The sequence below is a fragment of the Candidatus Hydrogenedentota bacterium genome, from assembly GCA_016791475.1.
In the GTDB taxonomy this organism is placed as follows: Bacteria; Hydrogenedentota; Hydrogenedentia; order Hydrogenedentales; family JAEUWI01; genus JAEUWI01.
In genome coordinates, this window is record JAEUWI010000020.1 from 58,737 (window position 1) to 77,294 (window position 18,558).

15 protein-coding genes are annotated in these 18,558 nt (G+C 61.7%); 9 read left to right on the forward strand and 6 right to left on the reverse strand.

What is annotated here, in order from left to right:
• Window positions 1-2: 2 nt before the first annotated feature.
• Window positions 3-1,244, reverse strand: a complete 1,242-nt coding sequence (locus JNK74_12600) for a GTP-binding protein (protein MBL7647018.1) — start codon at window positions 1,242-1,244, stop codon at window positions 3-5.
• A gap of 196 nt (window positions 1,245-1,440) precedes the next feature.
• Between JNK74_12600 and JNK74_12605 the strand changes: the two genes are divergently transcribed.
• Window positions 1,441-2,340: a prolyl oligopeptidase family serine peptidase gene (locus tag JNK74_12605; GenBank protein MBL7647019.1), complete on the forward strand. Its 900-nt coding sequence runs from the start codon at window positions 1,441-1,443 to the stop codon at window positions 2,338-2,340.
• 162 nt (window positions 2,341-2,502) lie between these two features.
• The gene (locus tag JNK74_12610; GenBank protein MBL7647020.1) at window positions 2,503-2,760 is read left to right on the forward strand and encodes a hypothetical protein; all 258 of its coding nucleotides are present in this window, start codon (window positions 2,503-2,505) and stop codon (window positions 2,758-2,760) included.
• Between the two features lie 12 nt (window positions 2,761-2,772).
• On the opposite strand, the gene JNK74_12615 is transcribed toward JNK74_12610, so the two are convergent.
• From JNK74_12615 to JNK74_12625, 3 genes are read right to left on the reverse strand one after another with little or no spacing between them, the layout of a single operon-like run.
• Entirely contained in the window at window positions 2,773-3,024 is a 252-nt protein-coding gene (locus JNK74_12615) for a hypothetical protein (protein MBL7647021.1), read from the reverse strand.
• Window positions 3,021-3,581: a nucleotidyl transferase AbiEii/AbiGii toxin family protein gene (locus tag JNK74_12620; GenBank protein ID MBL7647022.1), complete on the reverse strand. Its 561-nt coding sequence runs from the start codon at window positions 3,579-3,581 to the stop codon at window positions 3,021-3,023. The genes JNK74_12615 and JNK74_12620 overlap by 4 nt, the downstream gene beginning before the upstream one ends.
• Window positions 3,578-5,812 (reverse strand): transglutaminase domain-containing protein, encoded by a 2,235-nt coding sequence (locus JNK74_12625; GenBank protein ID MBL7647023.1) that lies wholly within the window; start codon window positions 5,810-5,812, stop codon window positions 3,578-3,580. The genes JNK74_12620 and JNK74_12625 overlap by 4 nt, the downstream gene beginning before the upstream one ends.
• 220 nt (window positions 5,813-6,032) lie before the next feature.
• Here JNK74_12625 and JNK74_12630 point away from each other — a divergent pair, with 220 nt between their 5' ends.
• Together JNK74_12630 and JNK74_12635 are read left to right on the forward strand one after the other, a co-directional pair.
• A complete protein-coding gene (locus JNK74_12630; GenBank protein ID MBL7647024.1) occupies window positions 6,033-7,541 on the forward strand; it encodes a pectate lyase in 1,509 nt (502 codons plus the stop codon).
• A 67-nt stretch (window positions 7,542-7,608) separates the two neighbouring features.
• Entirely contained in the window at window positions 7,609-8,637 is a 1,029-nt protein-coding gene (locus JNK74_12635) for a Gfo/Idh/MocA family oxidoreductase (GenBank protein MBL7647025.1), read from the forward strand.
• Between the two features lie 49 nt (window positions 8,638-8,686).
• Here the strand turns inward: JNK74_12635 and JNK74_12640 are convergent, their stop codons facing one another.
• The gene (locus tag JNK74_12640) at window positions 8,687-9,817 is read right to left on the reverse strand and encodes a hypothetical protein (GenBank protein MBL7647026.1); all 1,131 of its coding nucleotides are present in this window, start codon (window positions 9,815-9,817) and stop codon (window positions 8,687-8,689) included.
• Between the two features lie 301 nt (window positions 9,818-10,118).
• Between JNK74_12640 and JNK74_12645 the strand changes: the two genes are divergently transcribed.
• From JNK74_12645 to JNK74_12655, 3 genes are all read left to right on the forward strand, one after another.
• On the forward strand, window positions 10,119-11,027 hold the full coding sequence (locus tag JNK74_12645; protein ID MBL7647027.1) for an intradiol ring-cleavage dioxygenase: 909 nt from the start codon (window positions 10,119-10,121) through the stop codon (window positions 11,025-11,027).
• Between the two features lie 123 nt (window positions 11,028-11,150).
• On the forward strand, window positions 11,151-11,984 hold the full coding sequence (locus JNK74_12650; GenBank protein ID MBL7647028.1) for an intradiol ring-cleavage dioxygenase: 834 nt from the start codon (window positions 11,151-11,153) through the stop codon (window positions 11,982-11,984).
• A 319-nt stretch (window positions 11,985-12,303) separates the two neighbouring features.
• The gene (locus JNK74_12655) at window positions 12,304-13,266 is read left to right on the forward strand and encodes a hypothetical protein (GenBank protein MBL7647029.1); all 963 of its coding nucleotides are present in this window, start codon (window positions 12,304-12,306) and stop codon (window positions 13,264-13,266) included.
• A 10-nt stretch (window positions 13,267-13,276) separates the two neighbouring features.
• On the opposite strand, the gene JNK74_12660 is transcribed toward JNK74_12655, so the two are convergent.
• On the reverse strand, window positions 13,277-14,257 hold the full coding sequence (locus tag JNK74_12660) for a HEAT repeat domain-containing protein (GenBank protein MBL7647030.1): 981 nt from the start codon (window positions 14,255-14,257) through the stop codon (window positions 13,277-13,279).
• 284 nt (window positions 14,258-14,541) lie between these two features.
• On the opposite strand from JNK74_12660, the gene JNK74_12665 reads away from it, so the two are divergent.
• Entirely contained in the window at window positions 14,542-16,749 is a 2,208-nt protein-coding gene (locus JNK74_12665) for a hypothetical protein (GenBank protein MBL7647031.1), read from the forward strand.
• Complete coding sequence (locus JNK74_12670; protein MBL7647032.1) at window positions 16,746-18,518, forward strand: hypothetical protein; 1,773 nt, start codon at window positions 16,746-16,748, stop codon at window positions 18,516-18,518. Before JNK74_12665 ends, JNK74_12670 begins: the two co-directional genes overlap by 4 nt.
• The last annotated feature ends 40 nt before the right edge of the window (window positions 18,519-18,558 follow it).

The following is an 18,558-nucleotide window of genomic DNA, read 5'->3' on the forward strand; positions in this document are numbered from 1 at the left end:
CGTCAGTTGTTTCGCGCCGCGGCGTCGTGTTGAAGCGCCGCTTCCTCTTCGGTCTCGTTGGGGATGGGATCGGGCAGTAAGGCCCAGGATTCCGGGCCGGCCGCCCATTCAACATCGGTGAGCAGACACTCGGATAGCTGGCGCCTTGCCCGTGCTTCGTTCAAGCCTTGGCCGATAAGTACGAGCGTTTGGCCCCGCTCGCCGAAGGCTTCCCGAAGCGAGGTCCGGGCATCCTCCAGATCTTCCTCGGCCACTTCCCACTCGGGCAGGGGGAGGGCATCCCACCAGTAGCCCGCCGGGGTCAGGTGCACTGCGACACCCGCCTGAGACCACTCATACACCTGGTCCGGCCGTGTGGCCAGCCAGGCGAAGCCCTTGGAGCGCAGAATCGGCCCGAAAAAGGTCTCGCTGTCATTCAGGAGAAACCACAACCGCACCGGGTGAAAGGGACGATCCGCCTTGAAAACCATGGAGCGTATGCCGTACTCCTCCGTTTCCGGGGACTCGGAGCCCCGGGGCACCGCCAGCCAGTCCTGGTGCTGGGAGGCTTCGTCGACGCGGAAGAGGCCCGTGTTGAGGATATCCCCGGCGGGCACCGCACCCTTCACGGCGCGCAACAGTCGCGCCGAGGGATTCAGATGGCGTAGAAAGGCCTCAAGCCGATTCAGCCGGTCGGCCTCAACGAGATCGCACTTGTTCAGAATGATCACGTTGGCGAATTCGACCTGGTCGGTCAGGAGGTCGACGATGCTGCGGTCGTCCGATTCATCTAGGCCCATGTCCCGATCCGGAAGTTCGTCCCAGGATTCGTAGTCCGCCATGAAGTTTGCCGCATCAACCACGGTGACCAGGGTGTCGAGCGTGGCATGGTCGGAAAGAGAAACGCCCTCGTCGTCTTCGAATGAAAAAGTCTCGGCGACGGGCAGGGGTTCGGCGATGCCGGTGGACTCGATCAGGAGATAGTCGAAGCGCTGCTCCCGGGCCAGCTTCGCCACCGCCACCAGCAGGTCTTCGCGCAGGGTACAGCAGATGCAGCCGTTGGACATCTCCACGAGACGCTCTTCTTCACGGTGGAGCGCCGCTTCGCCACCGCGCACCAGGGCGGCATCGATATTGATCTCGCTCATGTCGTTGACGATGACGGCGACCCGCATTCCCTGTCGGTTGTTGAGGACATGGTTCAGCAGCGTGGTCTTTCCCGCGCCGAGGAATCCCGAGAGTACCGTTACCGGGAGCTTTTTCATGAGCGTTCTTCTCCAATCAGAGGCGCGGCGGTCGTCGCCGCAGCCGACGAAAGGGAATTGTATCGAAATCAAAATGTAAATGCAAACGCATTATCATTATCAGGGTGCGGTCAGGGCCCGGTGGTTTGGAGGGCGGGATGTCGCATAGAATGGCCGGACCCTTTGAGAGAAGCACCAATCCACGCGAGGACCTTCGATGAAATTCTGCGCCCTTTTCACCCTTGTTGGTATTGCCCTTTTTGCGCTTCTGCCGATTCAGGCGGAAGATATCCCCTATGTGCAGCACGAGAACATCGTGTATGCCGAAGTGCACGGCACCGGGTTGCTGGCGGATGTGTTTACGCCCACGAATACCTCGGCCGATCTGCCGGGCCACGGCCTGGGCATTGTGGACGTGGCCAGTGGGGCCTTCTACTCGGATCGGGGCAAGATCAACGACCACAAGAAGGCGAAGATGTACGACATCTATTGCGCCCAGGGCTACACGGTGTTCGCCATCCGGCCGGGCTCCATCACAAAGTATACCGGCATGGAGATGAACGAGAACGTGAAGACCGGAATCCGCTGGGTGAAGAGTCAGGCGGAGAAGTATGGCGTCGATCCCGAGCGCCTCGGTCTGACAGGGGCCTCCGCGGGTGGTTACCTGGCCACCTTTGCCGCCGTGACCGCCGAAGGCGCCACCGGCGAGGGCGAGCTGGGCAAGTACGGCACAGAAGTCGCCGCCGCCGCCGTCTTTTTCCCGCCCACCGACTTCACGCTGGTCGATTGGTCCCAGGGGCCCCTGCGCCGACTGGAGCGCTTCTTCTTCGAGGACGGTTTCGACGGGAAGACGCCGGAGGAAATTGCAGCCCGCTCGAAAGAGCTTTCACCAGCGCAACAGGTGGATGAGACCGCGCCGCCCATGTTGTTTATCCACGGCGACGCCGACGAAGTAGTGAAACTGGAGCAGTCCGAGATCATGGTAAAGGCGTTGAAGGACAAAGGCCACAGCGCGGAGCTGATTGTGAAAGCCGGTGGCGGCCACCCCTGGCCCACCATCCCCGAAGAAGTCGCCGTCATGTGCGAATGGTTCAACACGCAATTGAATAAGGGCTGAGTCGTTGCACCAAATGTTTCACCACGAAGGCCACGAAGAGCACGAAGAAGTAAGAGGGAAGAAAGCGCTCTGAACCTCCGCTTGCTTCGTGTTCTTCGTTTCTTCGTGGCGAACAATTTCTTCCCGTCATGTTTCAAGCATGGGATTCGAGCAGGTGCGGTTATGGATCTCCAGAATCCGAAGTGGATGTACTTGAAGGCGGCACTGCTGGTTGGCATCGGCGTGATCTGCTTCGCCCTCGTGTGGCTGGAAAATCCCACGATTGCGACGGCGGTGTATCTCACCTTGATGATCTGGGCCTTCGCGCGGGCCTACTACTTCGCCTTTTACGTGGTGGAGAAGTACATCGACGATTCGTATCGGTTTTCGGGGCTCACTTCGTTTGTCCGACACCTGCTGGCGCGTAAGAGGGTGGAGTAAGCGCGGCGGGGGCTACTCGATGCCCCGCAGTTTCTTATACCAGTCCGGCGCGAGCTTCATGAACAGGCGCTGCTGTTCCTGGAGCCCGCTGGTCAAGCGCGGCGGTCCATAGTAGCTTTCGCCGAGGGAAAGGAGTGCATCCACTTCCTCCCAATCGTAAGGCTTGCCACGCAATTTCTCATCGCGAAGTTGTTCGAGCATGCGACCGGTTTCTTTCCACTGACGGACCAGCGCGCGCTGTTCTTCAATTGTCGGTCGATTCACCCTGCGCCTCCCAATAGACGTTTCACCCGTCCAAACAAATCGGGCTCATTGCTCAATTCGTTAAAATCGGAGATATGGTCAAGAACGTAGTCTACATCAAGGCTAGCCTGCCGTTTAATCACGCCCTCCACATCCATCCAGTCGCGCGAGCGCCCGGCGAAAGCTTTCATGACGACCAGATCTTCCGCAGTGCAGCAGGGCAATGATAAATTGGGCGAAAATTCTTTCGTTACGGCCCGTTCTATCATGGCTTCTTCGAAGGGCAACGCGCCGAGGGCGATATCAATATCGATGCCGTTAGAAGCGCGAACGAGCAAAATGCGCTGCGCTACGAAGTAGTCAAAATTGCCTGGAATTCTAGACGCAAAGTGCCCGAGGATTTCTTTGACATAGTACTCCTCGCCGCCCCAGCCAGTCAGCAGTGTAAAATCCGCGTCCAGTGTGGTCCGCGGTTCGCCCCACTGTTGTACGGCAAGTCCACCGATGATGCAGAACTTCCAGTTGCGTTCCGCCATGAACGCGCAGACTTCGCCCGCCGCTTCCAGCAGCTTGTTCATTTCACTTCCTTTGGCTTATACGGCTCGCGGTAGTGATAGAAGACTTCGATCTGGCTGGGGGCCCCTTCCATGCCGAAGGCGTTTTTCGTGCGCATTTGGAGGCGGTTCAGACCTGCGGGCTGGAGGGTCCAGGTGAAGTCGGCCGGGCTCGGGCTCCAGCCGGCGCCGTTGAGGTTGATCTCGTAGGTCTCGAAGTTGGGCGTCTGGCTGGTCATGCGGATATCCACCGTGCCGGGGGTGGCGCCGTGGGTCGCGGTGAAGTGGACGCGGTTGATGGTGGGATAGAAATCGGCTTCGCGGTCGCTATGCAGGGCGTATTGCAGTTTGCGCGGGGTGGCGGCGTCGTACCAGCAGAGGTAGCCGCTCCAGGGCCAGTGGGTGGAGCCCTGTGACACGGGTCGCGGCGTCGGTCGCGTCAGGAAATCGTTGCGGGGAATGAGGCGGAAGAAACCGGCCAGGTTGTGCTGCGGGGGTTTCCGCGCCGGGTCCGGGTTGTTGATCCAGTCCGTGAAGGTGGAGATCTCGAGGGGCTGGGGTGTCTCGGTACGGCCGCTGTTGCTCCAGTTGTTCCAGGGCTCCGGGCTGGCCCAGGGGATGGGGTTTTCCGCCGTAAAGCCATAGCGTTTGAGGAAGTACTCGTGCTGTTCCTTGACGCTGATGGGTTCGCCGGTGTCCGTGTTGAACTCGTAGGAGTCGAAGACGCTTTCGGGATCGACGACGACCCACTTTTCCAGTTCGTCGATGTAGACTTCGGCGGTTTCGTGGTTGAAAACATTCACGTGGCGGGCCTGATAGCCCAGGGCCTGAAGGGACTGGATGAAGACGATGGTGAACTGGATGCACATGCCACCATGACCATACTGGAGTTTGCGCTTCAGGATGTCGACGGCGTTCCACTCGGGATACTCGGGGTGGGGGCTGCCGTGGTACCACAATTGGGAGACGTAGTGCCGGATCTGGTTGATCTCCGCGAACTGGCCCTGGGTCTTGCGGATCAAGAGCGACTCGGGGAGGTTGTTGCGCAGCTCTGCAAACTGCAGTGCTCCCGTATTCTCAAAGTGCATCGTGTGGGAAGGATAAAGCAGATTGGGGTTCACCACGTTGCGGGCGTAAAAGGTTTTTTTCAGCGGTGGCGACTGCTGCAACACGCGCTCAATGCGCAGGCCATGAAAGATCGGCGTGGCCAGGGGCGACGTGCTGTTGAGCGTCACTCGCACCTGCATGAAGCGCTGGGCCGTGTCCGCGAGCCCGGCGTCCGCGTTGGCCCCTTCGGCCACCGTCTGAAAGTCGCCCCAGGAGGCGTCCGTCGGATCAGGGGTGTCCGCAAAGCGCACCGCCCAGGCGATGCTGGTGCCCTCGGGCGTATCGCCGCTGCCGGAAAGGTGGAGTTGCGTTGCGGTGCTCCGGCTGGCGATGCCGTGCTCCTCGGTCCAGAGGTCGATGGGCGGTGATACGAGGGAGCCCGTGGGCTGGGTCTGGTTCAGGTTGAGGCGGATGACATATTCGCCGGGGGTGTCCGCCTGGGGCCCGAGCAGTCCGGGGACCCAGGACTGACCGCCGTCGAGGGAGCGGTCCGAGCTCTCGCCCACTTCGATGGGCGTGAGTCCTTCCAGGACGCCGCTGTCGGGCCTTTCCACGAAGCCCGAGGTGAGCAGGCCCGTATGCCCTTTCAGGCTGAAGGCCCCGCCACCCCGTTCGTACTCGTCCGAGCGGGCGAAAAGCACCTTGTAGCCCTGGCCCTCCGGTGCGTCGCAGGCGACGCGGATCTCGTTGTCCCCCTGCACCAGAAACTCCACCGGAACCGGCACCCACCACCAGACGCGCTCGTGCCACGATTGTGGGACGCCTTCGACGCGGTGACCATTCACGACGAGATACCAGGGGGGCGTGTTCTGGGGTGCTTGCGGTTCCATATACACGACCACGTGGGCCGAGCGGGCGCGGGTGTCGTCTAGGCGCAGGACTTTACGGATCTGGACGCCGGCGTGCAGCGGCTCGAAATGGACACCCTTCTCGCTGAGTCCCGCGCCGGGTCCGTCGTTCTCGATCAGGGTTAGGTCGTTGAGCACCACGCCGTCGGGCGCCCGCATGACATCATAGGCCTGGCCGGAATCGTAGAGCGTGAGCGCGGTGAGTTCCGTGCTGGTCTTAACCTCTTCCGCGAGCGCAAAGGAGGAGAAAAGGGACAGCGCGAGGGCGGGAATCAAGGCTCGAATGGCAACTGCGGGCATCGGGTCCGTCCTTTATATGGTTCGGAGTTGGCGGGCGTAATACTGCTGCGTTGGTTCCCCGACGAACCAGTCCCAGAATACGGCGGCGGGGTCGGGGAAGTCAAAGACAATTGACAATGGACAGTTGACAATTGACAGTTGACAGCTCGGGGCACATTCCGTTGAACCCGAGTCGTATTGCCGCTATTATGGCTCTATGAAAACTCTACGGAACATTGTTTTGTCGTATGCCGCGGTCGTCTGTTGCATTGTCCCCGCGCAGGACGCCGTGCCTTCGCGCGAAACCGCGATCTCCGTCATGCGCGAGGCCACAGACTTCATGTTCGACACGCTGTCCAATCGCGGTGGCTTTGTCTGGTTCTACACCATGGACCTGGAGCCCTGGGGCGAGCTCAAGGCGCGGCCGAGCATGATCTGGGTGGAGCCTCCGGGCACACCTTCGGTGGGGCTGGTCCTGCTGGAGGCCTATGGGGCCACGAAGGACGAGTACTACCTTCACCGTGCGGCACAGGTGGCGGACGCCCTCGCGCAGGGTCAGCATCCTTCGGGTGGTTGGAACTATTTCATCGACTTCGATCCCGAGGGATTGCCCGCCTACTACGAAAGCTTCTTCTCGAAGTGCTGGGGCTGGCAGGAGTATCTGAAGCCGCGCAGCAACGCGACTTTCGACGATTACAGCACAACAGAGGCTACTCGCTTTTTTCTGCGCCTGTATGACGTGACGAAGGAGGCGCGTTACCGCGCGGTGCTGACCAAGGCGCTGGACCATATCCTGCGCGCCCAGTATCCCGATGGCGCGTGGCCCCAGCGATTCCCGAACGCCGAAGCGGACCACGACTACAGCGCCGCCCGCACCTTCAACGACGATGTGACCTACGACTGCATCAAGATCCTGCTTGAGGCCCATGCGCGGCTTGGGGAGGAGCGCTACCACACGGCGGCGACAGAAGGTATGCAGTTCTACCTGCGCGCCCAGTTGCCCGTGCCCCAGGCGGGCTGGGCCCAGCAGTACGGCGCGGATCTCAAGCCCGTATGGGGTCGGCCCTTCGAAATTGGCACCGTTTGCTCCACGCAAACACTGGAGAACATCGCCCATCTCTTCGAGTTTTTCACGATCACCGGCGACATGAAGTACCTCGCTGCGGTGCCTGCGGCGCTGGACTGGCTGGAAGCTTCGCGGATACCGGGCGCCAGCGGGTTCACGCACACGGGTTTCTACGAGATGGGCACGAACCGTCCGATCTATATCAAACAGACCGGCACCACGATCGACGATGTGCGCTATACGGAGACTTATGAAAAAGAAGGCTGTTATCCCTATGCCCACGAGGTGACCGTCGATGTGGAGGGACTGCGCCGGGAATACGGGCGACTGGCCGCGCTGAGCCCGGCAGCGGCCCGGTCGGAGTACGCGGCGGGGGAAGCGAAGAAGTCCCTGCCCGAGGATATCAAAGGCGGACATCTCGCCGTGGCGCTGAATAAGGTGCCCCAGACTCCCGAGGGCATCGCATCGATTGTGAATGGCCTCGATGAGCGCGGTGGCTGGCGCGACGACGTGGTGCAGCTCGATCCCTTCTCGCCTTTTACCGCGCCGCCGATGAAGGCGGAAGCGTATATTGTGGGCGGGTATATCGCGCGGATGTACAGATTGGTGAATTTTTTGAACGCAGGGACTGACGCGATTACCCCCCCCTGCCCCCCCGCAAGCGGGGGGGACCTGATCAATTGATTGACCTCCTGGCACCGATAAGACCTACAAGACCCATAAGACCCACAAGACCCAACGGAGATTTCCCTTGCTGAAAGCCAACATCATCGGAACCGGAATCATGGGCAGCGCCGTGGCCCATGTGCTCGCGCGTGAACCGCGCGCCACACTCACGGCGGCCTGCAATCGCAGCAATGAGTCGCTGGAAAAGCTGAAGGCCCAGTATCCCATCAACATCTACAACGATTACCGCGTGATGCTGGATGCGGAGAAGCCCGATGTGGTCTTCATCGCCACGCCGGACTGGGCGCATCTGGATCCGGTGATGGCCTGCCTGGAGCGGGGTATCCATGTGTTCGTGGAGAAGCCCCTGACGACGGACGTGGCCGAGGCGGAAGCCATCACGCGCAAGGTGGCGGAGACGGGGCTGAAGCTCCAGATTTCCTATAACCACCGCTGGCTTGCGCCCTATCACCTGACCTACCGCAAGATTCGCGACGGCGTCATCGGCCGTCCGCTGATCGGCTACGCGCGGAAGAACAACCCCATCACCGTGCCCACGAAGATGCTGGCGAGCTGGGCGAAGGACAGCTCGCCCATGTGGTTTCAGTCATCCCATGATATCGATTTGATGTTGTGGTGGTTCGACGACGAGCCCGTGGAGGTTACCTGCACGGGCGTGAAGTCCGTGTTGAAGGCGAAGTACGGCTGGGACACGTGGGACGCGCTGCAGGGCCAGGTACGATTTGCGCAGGGGGGCGTGGCGACCTTTGAGGCCGCGTGGATTTATCCCGAGGGGCACCCCTCCATGCCCGACTCCTTCATGTCGGTGGTGGGGGAGCACGGTCACCTTCAAGTGGACCGGAAGGACGAGGCGGTGGAAATGAGCCATGAAGGCGGCTTCACCTGGCCCCGATCACTCCTGAATTTTCAGATCTTCGACCGCTGGGGCGGCGCCTTTGCGAACTGCATCTCCAGTTTCTTCGATGCGATTGAGGAGAATCGCGAGCCCTACGTCACCGCCCGGGATGGCTGGCGCGTAACGTCGGTGTTGGATGCGTTGCACCGCGCGGCTGAAACGGGTGGCGTGGAGAGGGTGGCGCCAACCATTCTCTGAGACGTTCCGCCGGCCCCCGAAGGGACCGGCGGGCCCCGTTCTGGTGGGGTCAGAGGGAGGGGCTATCCGGAGTAGCTTCGCCGGCGACTTTCACCGCGCCTTCGCCATTCAACGGCAGGGCGAAGAGGAGGTTTTTCCACTTGACGATGCTGGTCGAATCGCCCTTCTCGGAGCCGAAGATATAGGCCACGGGCTCTCCGTTCGCGTCATAAAGCTCCAGGGAGTGAACGAGACCGTCTTCCGTCGGCTTGCTCACGCGCCAGACCTGTTTGATACGCGGCAGCGAAATGACGGTACGGCTGTCTTCTTCCACCAGTTGAAGCGTCCCCTTGGTCTGGTTCATTTCCGTGATTGCCCCGGTACTGATCTGCACGCAGCCGTCGTTGAGCGCAAAAAGGAGGATCGATACCTCCTGTTCCACAAGCTGGCCGAACACCGCGCTGTAGGCCGCCGGGTCCAGTTGCGCGGAGAACTCGCCCTCCGCCAGGCGTACCGCGTCGATGCGAGAAAGCTTGTGGTCCCGCAACAGGCCGCTGAACTCGTGGGTATCCTTCAACGCGCGCCATCCGGCGAGGAAAGCCGCTTTCGTTTCTTCCCTCGGCGTTTCCACCGCCTCGGGCGCTTCAGGGCTTGCGCTGAAGGTCGGGGTCTCGCCCTTGAATTCGGTTACCAGCGCGTCGAATTCAGCGGCGTTGCTGCTTTCGGTCAGCAGGATGCGGTGGACCGGCTTTCCGGCGCCATCGAAAAATACAAAGCCCGGCGTGCTCCCGCTGCCGGGAAGAATCGCCGCGCCATAGCGCCACTTGCTCATGAAGAGACGCAGGTCCACCCCTTTGCTCACCACCAGGCCGCTGCCCTCGCGGCCCTTGAAGTCGTCATAGCGCCCTGTGGACAGGTGCATCACCGTCTCATTGCCGGTGAGCACACTGATGTCGCCCAGGCGCTTGATGCTCGTGAGCAGGGCTTCCCAGTCGTTCTTGAGGAAAGCGACCTGGTCCGCCGGTCTCGACAACCAGGCCTCGACACCCTCGCCGGGAAAGCCTTCGCCGTTCAGGTTGATGCCAGCAGTCTGATACACCGCCGTGGCGATGTAGGCTGGTCTCGGTGTCACGTTCTCGTCGGCGTGTGCGGCGAGTACGCCCACGCTACAGGCGGCGAGCACTTTGATTATATTTCTCATTTCGGGTTCCTTTACTGAGTTGTCCAAGCCCCGGAGCTGCCCTGGGCTAATTTTGTATACAGGTGAGTTGTTTTTAATACTTATGATTAGTCTATACAATTTATGAATAAAGATCAATCTTTTGTTTAGTATACAAAACTGCCCGAGTGCCCCAAGGGGCCGGATTACAAGTTCGTAATCCGAAGTTTATGGTCGTGCCGAACGGGCCTCGTATAGTTCGTATAGTCAGAGGTGCTCAAGCCCCAGGCGGGGTACGACGCCCGGGACAAGGCGTCAGCCATAGCGCAGGAGGTACCAGACCATGAAACGACGCGTGCAACTCACGAACTCGGGACCGCAGAACACGGCGTCCGCCCCAGACCAGCATCGAGATGATATTCCCCGGGGGCAACTCCTCTCCCGGAAAGAGGCGATGCACTTGCTCGCCGGAGCGGGAGCCTTCATGCTCGTAGGCCGTGTGGCCTTTGGTCAGGAAGACACCTGCGTGGTCCGTCCCGAATTGACCGAAGGGCCCTATTATGTGGAAGACGAGCTGGAGCGTTCCGATATTCGCTTCGACACCACGGATGGCTCCGTGCGGGCGGGGGCGGTGTTGAATCTCGCATTCGAGGTCACCGAGCTGATCGATGGCGTCTGCGTGCCGCTGGAGGGGGCCATTGTGGAAATCTGGCACTGCGACGCGGCCGGAGAATACTCCGGTGTGTCCGACGGCGGTTTCAACACCATAGGCCGGAACTTTCTCCGCGGCTACCAGATCACCGACGAAAACGGCACGGTTGGATTTACCACCATTTATCCCGGCTGGTACAGCGGGCGGGCCGTCCACATCCATTTCAAGGTGCGCTCAAGCGCCAGCTCCAGCGAGGCCTTTGAATTCACGTCGCAGCTTTTCTTTGACGATGTGCTGACGGACGATGTGCATGCAGAGTCGCCCTACGCCGACAAAGGCTATCGGGACACATTGAACAGCGACGACGGCATTTTCCAGGGCGGGGGCGACCAGTTGTTGCTGGATATCACGGGTAACAGCACCGACGGCTACCTGAGCGTATTCAACATCGCGCTGGAGTTGAATGGGAGCGCGGAGACCAGTGTTGATTGCACGGCCCCGGATGCCAGCAAGAGCGCGCGGGCACAGGGGGACATGGGCACGCTCGGAATTCTGGCCGGTTTGCTGGCGCTGTTGCGTTTCTCCGGCGAAAAAACTTGAAACCAGACTGTACAACGACGTGCAGGGTTCAGCTACTATGTTGGCGGGCAAAGGCCGCAGTGAATGAAAGGAGAACAAGGCATGGCGCCAGTTTCAGAAAAAGATCCGCTTCGGGGCGGGCGGATGCCCGGTGTTGAGGCTCCGGAAGATGACGATGCCCCCCGGGGGCTGCTGCTCTCACGTAAAGAAGCGCTGGCCGTAATGACCGGCGCGCTCTTCGTCGCGGGCGGGCGCTTTGCCGGCGCCGCGGAGGAAAGCGCTGCGGCGCGAATCTGCGTGGCCCGGCCGGAAATGACCGCGGGGCCGTTCTATGTAGATACCGATCTCGAGCGAAGCGATATCCGTATCGAGCCGTCGGATGGCTCGGCTCGACCCGGAGCGGAGCTCGAGCTCTACTTCAATGTATCCCAGCTTGCGGGCGAGTCCTGCGCGCCCCTGGCCGGCGCCGTGGTGGATGTCTGGCATTGTGACGCCCTCGGCGTCTATTCCGGCGTCCGCGACAGGAACGCCAACACCGAAGGGCAGAAGTTTCTGCGGGGCCACCAGATCACCGATGCCAACGGTCTGGCTCGATTTACCACCATCTATCCGGGCTGGTATCCGGGCCGGGCGGTGCATATCCATTTCAAAATTCGCTCGGCCGACGGCGCGCCCCAGGCCTACGAGTTCACCTCCCAGTTATTCTTCGATGACAGTCTGAGCGATCGGGTCTATCGCAGCGAGCCCTACGCGTCCAAGGGCGAGCGAAACCAGCGCAATGATACGGATGGCATCTTCAAACGCGGTGGCGATCAGTTGCTGTTGACCGTAGCCGAGAAGGACGGAAGATACTCCGCCGCCTTCGACATCGCCATTGACCCCACCCGACCGGTCACGCGCGAGGAGCATGGTCCCGGAGGTCCCGGAGGTCCCGGAGGTCCCGGAGGACGTCCGCCGGGCCCCGCGCCTCGGGCTTGAGCCATCCACCAACCTGAATCACCAGACGGGGCCGCGGTACGGTTGATTGCCGCGGCCCTGCGTGTATTCCGATGTCGGTGCTTCACTTCGCACGTTACAAGATCCAAACGCGATTCGAGTACAACCTTGACAGACCGGATCGCCATCATGCAGATTGTTGCGCGGTAGGTCGTCGTCGGCATCGCCCTTTGGCTGGGCGTCCCTGAATGGTTTCACGTGTGCGGGGGAATCTCTGTGCGAATCGGTAGCGCCTGCCGGACAGGTATCGAGAACATCCATAATGAAATGTGACAAGACACCCGCAATGGGATGGCGGGTTTTGGCGTCGTTTGAACGTGTCGTAATGCTCGTGGGTGGCTTGGGGCTGGGGGCGGCGGTGTTGCTGTCCCCGGGGCTGATGGCCCGAGCGCTGTCCGCCGATGGGGCCATCGAGAGCCACACCGTCTGGGAGATTCAGGCCTGGCGGATCGTGGTGGGGATTGCCAGTCTGGCCCTGGTCGCCGCGTGCGCATTGTGGCGATTCGGGAGGGGTACCCGGTGGGTTGCCCTGGTGGAATCCGATTTCAGTTCATGGCACAGCCCCGTGAGTCCGCCTGAACCGGGCGGGCGCCGCTGGGAAGTGATCGCTTTTGGCGCGGCGATCATCGCGTCGCTGGCCATGGTCGCGCTGATTTTCCTGAGCTTCAATCACATCGAGAAGCCCTGGTTTGGCCGCCTGGCGCTCGAAAGTGGCGCGGTGGAGAACGCCCAGGCCCTTCTGCTCCTGACCGCCGGGGCGTTGCTGATCCGGCAATCGTGGTGCGATTTTCGGAGAGCGGGGCGGCCTTTCGCGGTCGTCGGCGTTCTGTACGGGCTGTTGATGATTGTCGGCGCGGGGGAGGAGATCAGTTGGGGCCAGCACTGGCTCGGCTTCGAAACGCCCGAATCGATTGCGGCGGTAAACGTTCAGGGCGAATTCAACCTCCACAACATCGGCAGCTACTGGGTAAACCATGCCCAACTGGCGCTGTTGCTGGGCTTCGCGGGAGTCATCCCGGCCCTGGGCTACCTCTACTCTCAGGTGCACTACGGGCTCGACCGCCTCTCTCTACCGATTGCGCCCATCGCCCTGCTGCCGGTCGTTCTTTTCGCCACCACCCTCGATGAACATGATCGGATTGCCCAACTCTGGGGTAACCCGCCCTGGCGCTTGAGCGAGGCTCGGGAGTTCGTCTTCGCCGTCTGTATGCTGATCATGGTGCTGCGAATGCGCCGCTACAGAAGGGCGGTCTCGACGTCCTGAAGCGCACCTCTCACGCGTCGCCGTCCCGCAGGCGCTCGAACAGTTCCACCAGATCCCGTTCCCCCCGGGCCGACACGACCGCCTCCACGCGGGCAACGCGCTCGGGATCGCCAAAGAAAACGGCCAGGGCCTTCACCGCCGCGAGGGCCTCGTGGCGCCGCTCCTCGCGCAGGGCTTCCAGCAGCACCTCGAAGGCTTCCGGCTCGCGGGTCAGCGCCAGAGGCAGATAAAAGGCGTAGCGGTGGTGCCGGGCGCCGGGCCCCTCCATCGCGGCCCGCAATATGGCAAAGGAATCCGGCAGGCGCGCCTCGCCGATGGCCATCGCCGCGCCCGAGAGCATGTCGGGTTCGTCTCCGCGCAGGTAACGCTTCACGAAATCGAGAGAACGGTCCGGCGCGCATTTCATCAGCGACTGGAGCGCGAGCGACGAAATGTCCGGCTCCTCATCGCCCCCGTGGACCTTCATTCGCAGGAGCAGTTCCGCTTCATGGGTTTCGGAAAGGCCCAGGCTTTCCACCGCCATGCGCCGTGTGGGGTGTTCGCGGTCGTTCAGCAGGGCCGCCATGACGAGCCAGGCATCCGGGTGGCGCAGGTTCAGTAGGGCGTGGCCCCCGGCGCCCCGCACGCTCGCCGCCGTATCGATGGGCGGGCCAAAGGCGGGCTCGCGCTGGATATGGCGAACGGCTTCGAAATAGACCGATGCGTCCCCATTGCCCAGCAGGTCCAGTGCTTCGATGATGGGCTGCTTGGCCGCGCAGCCGGGGTCCGTCTTTACGGGATCCTGCAGGAATCGCCGGAAAGCCGTAATCAGCTCGGGAATCAGGGACTCCGCCTGCCACAGCCCCGCCAGCCGCGCCGCGCGCCCGACAACATGGTTGCTCCGGTGCGCAATGAGGGTGTGCAGCTTCGCGATGCCCTCGGGGCTCGGGTCGTCGGCCTCCATGGCGCGAAGTTCGCGGAGGCCATCCTGGCTGGGATCTTTCTTCGGCATGGGACCTCCTGGGGATTGGACGGATGCGACAGATAGGACGAATTATCGGTCTTATCGGTCCAATCCGTCCTATCCCGCTATTTTACCGGGACCTGCCCCGCCAAGTCGCGCCGATGACCCAACTGCGCAATCTGCGCAACTCCCGATATTGAATACTCCTCCCGCTAAATGGCAGCATGATGGTTTCTGTTGACGGGTTGGGGCCGCAACACTCGGGGTTGAAGCGCGCCGCGACCGAATCGTGCTTTTGACAGACGAATCCAAGGCCAACGAAGGAACACGCCATGAAGAGAAAGACCACGCTCGTCTCGATTGCCGCGTCGATGCTCTGCATCCTCGCGGGTTATGCCCACGGGGATACCGTGCGCCATCCCCGACCCTCGGGCTATGCGGAGCCGGGAATTCCCGGCGCGCCCGCATCGGTGACCTTTGGCGCGGTACGCGAGGATGCAAAGTTCACCGTGGATATGACGGCCACCTTTCCCCGGCAGGACGTAGTGCCCGCGAAGGTTACCGGCGTGACGGTGAACGGCAAGGCCCACGAGACCTTCCTGGTGAAGAACGCGAATATCTTCAACGGCAATCGCGAGGTTCACGCCGGCGAGGACCTGAGCGTCTCGGTTTATGAAGGCTGGCAGCCGGGCCAGGAGTACAAAGTCGAAGTTACCCTGGCCGCGGCCGACGGCAAAGAAGTGAAGCTCGCCGCATCGGGCACGACGCCCGCCGAGCGCAGCGCCACGGGCGGGCTGGGCTTCGGCATGCCGACGGCCGACCTGCCCTACCACCATGTGACGCTGACCCTCGCGAAAGAGGCCATCGGCGCGGGGACGGTGGTGAAGGTGGAGACGGATGGCAAGTGGAACCGCGATGCGCGTTTCTACAACGAGGGGATCGTGGATCCCGCCACGGCGAAGGAAAGCCCGGGCCTGCAGGGCGAGACCTACACCGGTGTGATCGATGGTTCCAAAGATTTTCGGATCGTGGCGCCCGTCCAGTGGCTCAATGCCACCGACCACACCATGAAAGTGACGGTCAAGGGAGCGGACGAAAAAGAAACGGTGTATGAGGGTGCGGGCAAGGCGCCGGACAAAGGCGGTTACTGGAGCGCGGCGTGGCCCCATGCAATCTCGCTGATTGTTCACGAGACGGCCGGCATCCAGCGCATCGGCGAGCCGGTGCACGCGATGGTTGGTCCCTATGCCGATGACTTCGGCCCCGCGGACAGCCAGATTCGCGTGGTGACCTATGATCCGACCCACCCGAAAGCCGGGGCGGATGGCTATGTGGTGGCACCCCATCAGATCATCGAATCCACGGAATGGCGCGACGAGGCCATGCTTACCCACGAGGAAAAGGATCCGGAGACCGGCGCGCTGATTCACCGCTACGACCCCACTACCACGGTGGAGCTGGTGTTCCTGGCGGACGTGCAGCAGTACGAAAAGAAAGTCTATTTCGTGGTCTATGGCAATGCCGCCGAGCACACCAACGTGGTGGAGAGCGACCTGAAGGTGGAGCAGCACGAGCGGCTGAGCCAGACGGTGAGCAACAGCAACTTCAGCATCTTTACGTCGCCCAACAGCGGCTCGGTGGAGACGGTGACCATTTTGGGCGAGGGCGAGCCGGTGCTGCTGGAGCACAAGCTGGAAACCAACGGCGCGGTCCATTGGAATCCCGATATCTACACGCCCCCGACTCCCTGGGTGCACACGAGTGACTGGGAAGCACCAGACTATTCGGAGAAGACCGGCCCGATCATGCACCGCACGCGCCGCCACGGTCTTCAGCCCATGGTGGACAATGCGAGCGCCCACGTTTCCTACACCTTCTATGCGGGACAGCCCTATATCCTTCAGACCTCGTTGATGGAGATTCTCGAAGACGTTTTCGTCTCCGCCATGCGCAACGGCGAGATGGTCTTTAACAAGGCCATCCTGAATGAGTTCGTATGGCAGGACGAACTGGGCGTGATCAGGCACATGCCCATTGAGGGATCGAAGCAGCACCCGGTTCACGCCCTGGACATTCCGGCGGACACGCCCTGGATGGCCTTCATCAACCGTGAAAAGAAGATCGGCTTTGCGAACATCGCCCTGTCTTACGAGAACACGAACCGCTACGGCGACCCGGCCAGCGTCGGACAGCCCTATTTCTACGTGCAGAACGGTCCCTGGGTCTACTGGGCGCGTCCGCTGGTCTATCCCTTCGCGGGCAACAACATGACGCGCCTGATGAAGGTACGCAAGGGCAGCACCTATTACGAAGAAAACGCCTGGGTGCCCTTCCGCTTCGCCGAAGGGGACAATCCCTTCGCGGAGATCGAGAAGCTGAACAAGAAACTGCGCTCGCCCCTGCACCTGATGGAGTGGATGCCCACGAACGAGCGCGCGCCGCTCTCGTGGATCATGCCCATCCTCACCATGCCCTTCGATGAGGGCGTGGCCGGTGCGGTCAGTGGTCACAAGGATACCAAAGAGGAAGGGAAAGAATGATGCGCCCCGTCACGAAACTCAAAAGCGCCCTGGCCCTGTTGGCCCTTGCCGGCCTCTACGCCGTTGCTCCCGTCGCCGCACAGATTCCCCTCGACGCGGAGCTGGGCCGGGATGTGGGCGACGGCCAGGTGCTCTACAACACGCCCTATGACCCGAAGGCGGTGAAGGAAATTACCTTCGTCGCGCCGACGGCCGCCCACCCGGTCTATGAGATCGTGGTGCCCTTGGGCGACTGGACCGAGGGCAAGGCGGCTTCCTTCAAGAAGGTGGTGGTTAACGGGCTCGAATGCGAGTCGTACTACATCTTCAAGGACGGCTTCGCCCATGTGCAAAGCAGCAGTTGGCTTACGAAGGAAAGCGCCACCGCCAAGAACGTGGTGCTGGTGGCCCGGATGCTCTGGCACAACAACGAGGACGTGAAGATCGACCTCACGCTGGACGCGCAGAACGAGGACGGCACCGCGAAAGTGGTGGAAAAGAGCTACACCGCGAAAGCGCCCGCAAAGGGCGGCGGCCCGGAAGGCTGGCGGCGCTACCAGAGCGTTGTCGTGCAGGAAAAGGCAGGCGTTGATCGCGCAAAAGAGCCGGTCGAATTCTCCATCACCGCCCGCAAGGAACACTGCGGTGATCTGGCGAAGGAACTTCGGGTCTACGTTGTGGACGAGCTCGAGCAGGAGCCCGTGGCGGTTCCCTTCCAGACCTTCAACCACGGCGTCTTCCCCGGTACGCCGAACGGCACCAGCAACGACAACTATCTCCAGCACCCGAGCCAGTTCATCGAGGTGGTGGCCTTTGCCACGGTCGCGGCGAACCAGCAGCGCGTGCTGCTCGTGTGCTACGACAACCCCGCCGCCGAAGCGCCCGCCGCGCCCCGCTCCGACCTGAAAGTCACGGGCGAGTCCCTGAGCGCAACGGTGGAGAACGACTTCTTCATCGCGCAACTGGACAAGAAATCCGGCCAGATCGCGGCCTTCACCCTGAAGGGCGGCGATGAGGAGCCCGTGCTGACCAACAGCCAGAGCGGCGCCCTCCACTGGAATCCGGACTCCTTCTCCGACAACGGTTTCTGGGGACACACCTTCTCCTGGGATCCGCCGGAGCGCACCGTGGTTACCGCGCGCGGGCCCCTCATGTTCCGCATCACCAACAGCGGTCGCATGCCCGGCTGGACGCCCCAGGTCTGGGCTTCGGTGACCTACACCTTCTACGCGTGGACGCCCTACGTGAAATCCACCACGAGCATGGAGGTGCGCGAGCCCCTGAACGCCTCCGCCATCCGCAATGGCGAAGTGGTGCTCGACACCCATCTGGTCGATCATTTCGTGTGGCAGGAAAAAAGCGGCCAATTGAAGCGCATGCGCACCATGCACGGCCCGAACTGGCAGGATGAATGGGCCACGCGCATCGACGCCGATGTGCCCTGGCTCGCTCTGACCAATGAAGAAAAGGACTACGGCATCGGCGCGGTGACCGTGGATCTCACCACCTTCAACCCCGACTCGGGCGAGGCGAACATGCACCGCTCGGCCAACTACCTCTATTACCACCACTTCTGGGGCACGCCGTTGACGTACTTCACGCGCGGCCTCGTGTACCCCTTCAGCGATTACCAGCGCGGTCCGATTATCACCGTACGCCCGGGTTCGACCTATGTGGAGAAGATGGCCTTCGTACCCTTCCACCTCGGCAAAGACCCGCAGCGCTACCAGACGATCATCGACGCCAGCAAGGTACTCACCCAGCCCCTGGAACAGCGCTGGGGACGATAACGCGTTGGTGCGATAAGACGGATTCGACCGATAGGACCGA

Excerpts from the sequence above, each read along its gene's own strand:
- JNK74_12670 (MBL7647032.1), top strand. The coding sequence starts at position 16,746 with ATGATGCGCCCCGTCACGAAACTCAAAAGCGCCCTGGCCCTGTTGGCC.
- JNK74_12610 (MBL7647020.1), top strand. The coding sequence starts at position 2,503 with ATGGATCTCCAGAATCCGAAGTGGATGTACTTGAAGGCGGCACTGCTG.
- JNK74_12640 (MBL7647026.1), bottom strand. The coding sequence starts at position 9,817 with ATGAGAAATATAATCAAAGTGCTCGCCGCCTGTAGCGTGGGCGTACTC.
- JNK74_12600 (MBL7647018.1), bottom strand. The coding sequence starts at position 1,244 with ATGAAAAAGCTCCCGGTAACGGTACTCTCGGGATTCCTCGGCGCGGGA.
- JNK74_12605 (MBL7647019.1), top strand. The coding sequence starts at position 1,441 with ATGAAATTCTGCGCCCTTTTCACCCTTGTTGGTATTGCCCTTTTTGCG.
- JNK74_12660 (MBL7647030.1), bottom strand. The coding sequence starts at position 14,257 with ATGCCGAAGAAAGATCCCAGCCAGGATGGCCTCCGCGAACTTCGCGCC.
- JNK74_12625 (MBL7647023.1), bottom strand. The coding sequence starts at position 5,812 with ATGCCCGCAGTTGCCATTCGAGCCTTGATTCCCGCCCTCGCGCTGTCC.
- JNK74_12620 (MBL7647022.1), bottom strand. The coding sequence starts at position 3,581 with ATGAACAAGCTGCTGGAAGCGGCGGGCGAAGTCTGCGCGTTCATGGCG.
- JNK74_12645 (MBL7647027.1), top strand. The coding sequence starts at position 10,119 with ATGAAACGACGCGTGCAACTCACGAACTCGGGACCGCAGAACACGGCG.
- JNK74_12650 (MBL7647028.1), top strand. The coding sequence starts at position 11,151 with ATGCCCGGTGTTGAGGCTCCGGAAGATGACGATGCCCCCCGGGGGCTG.
- JNK74_12665 (MBL7647031.1), top strand. The coding sequence starts at position 14,542 with ATGAAGAGAAAGACCACGCTCGTCTCGATTGCCGCGTCGATGCTCTGC.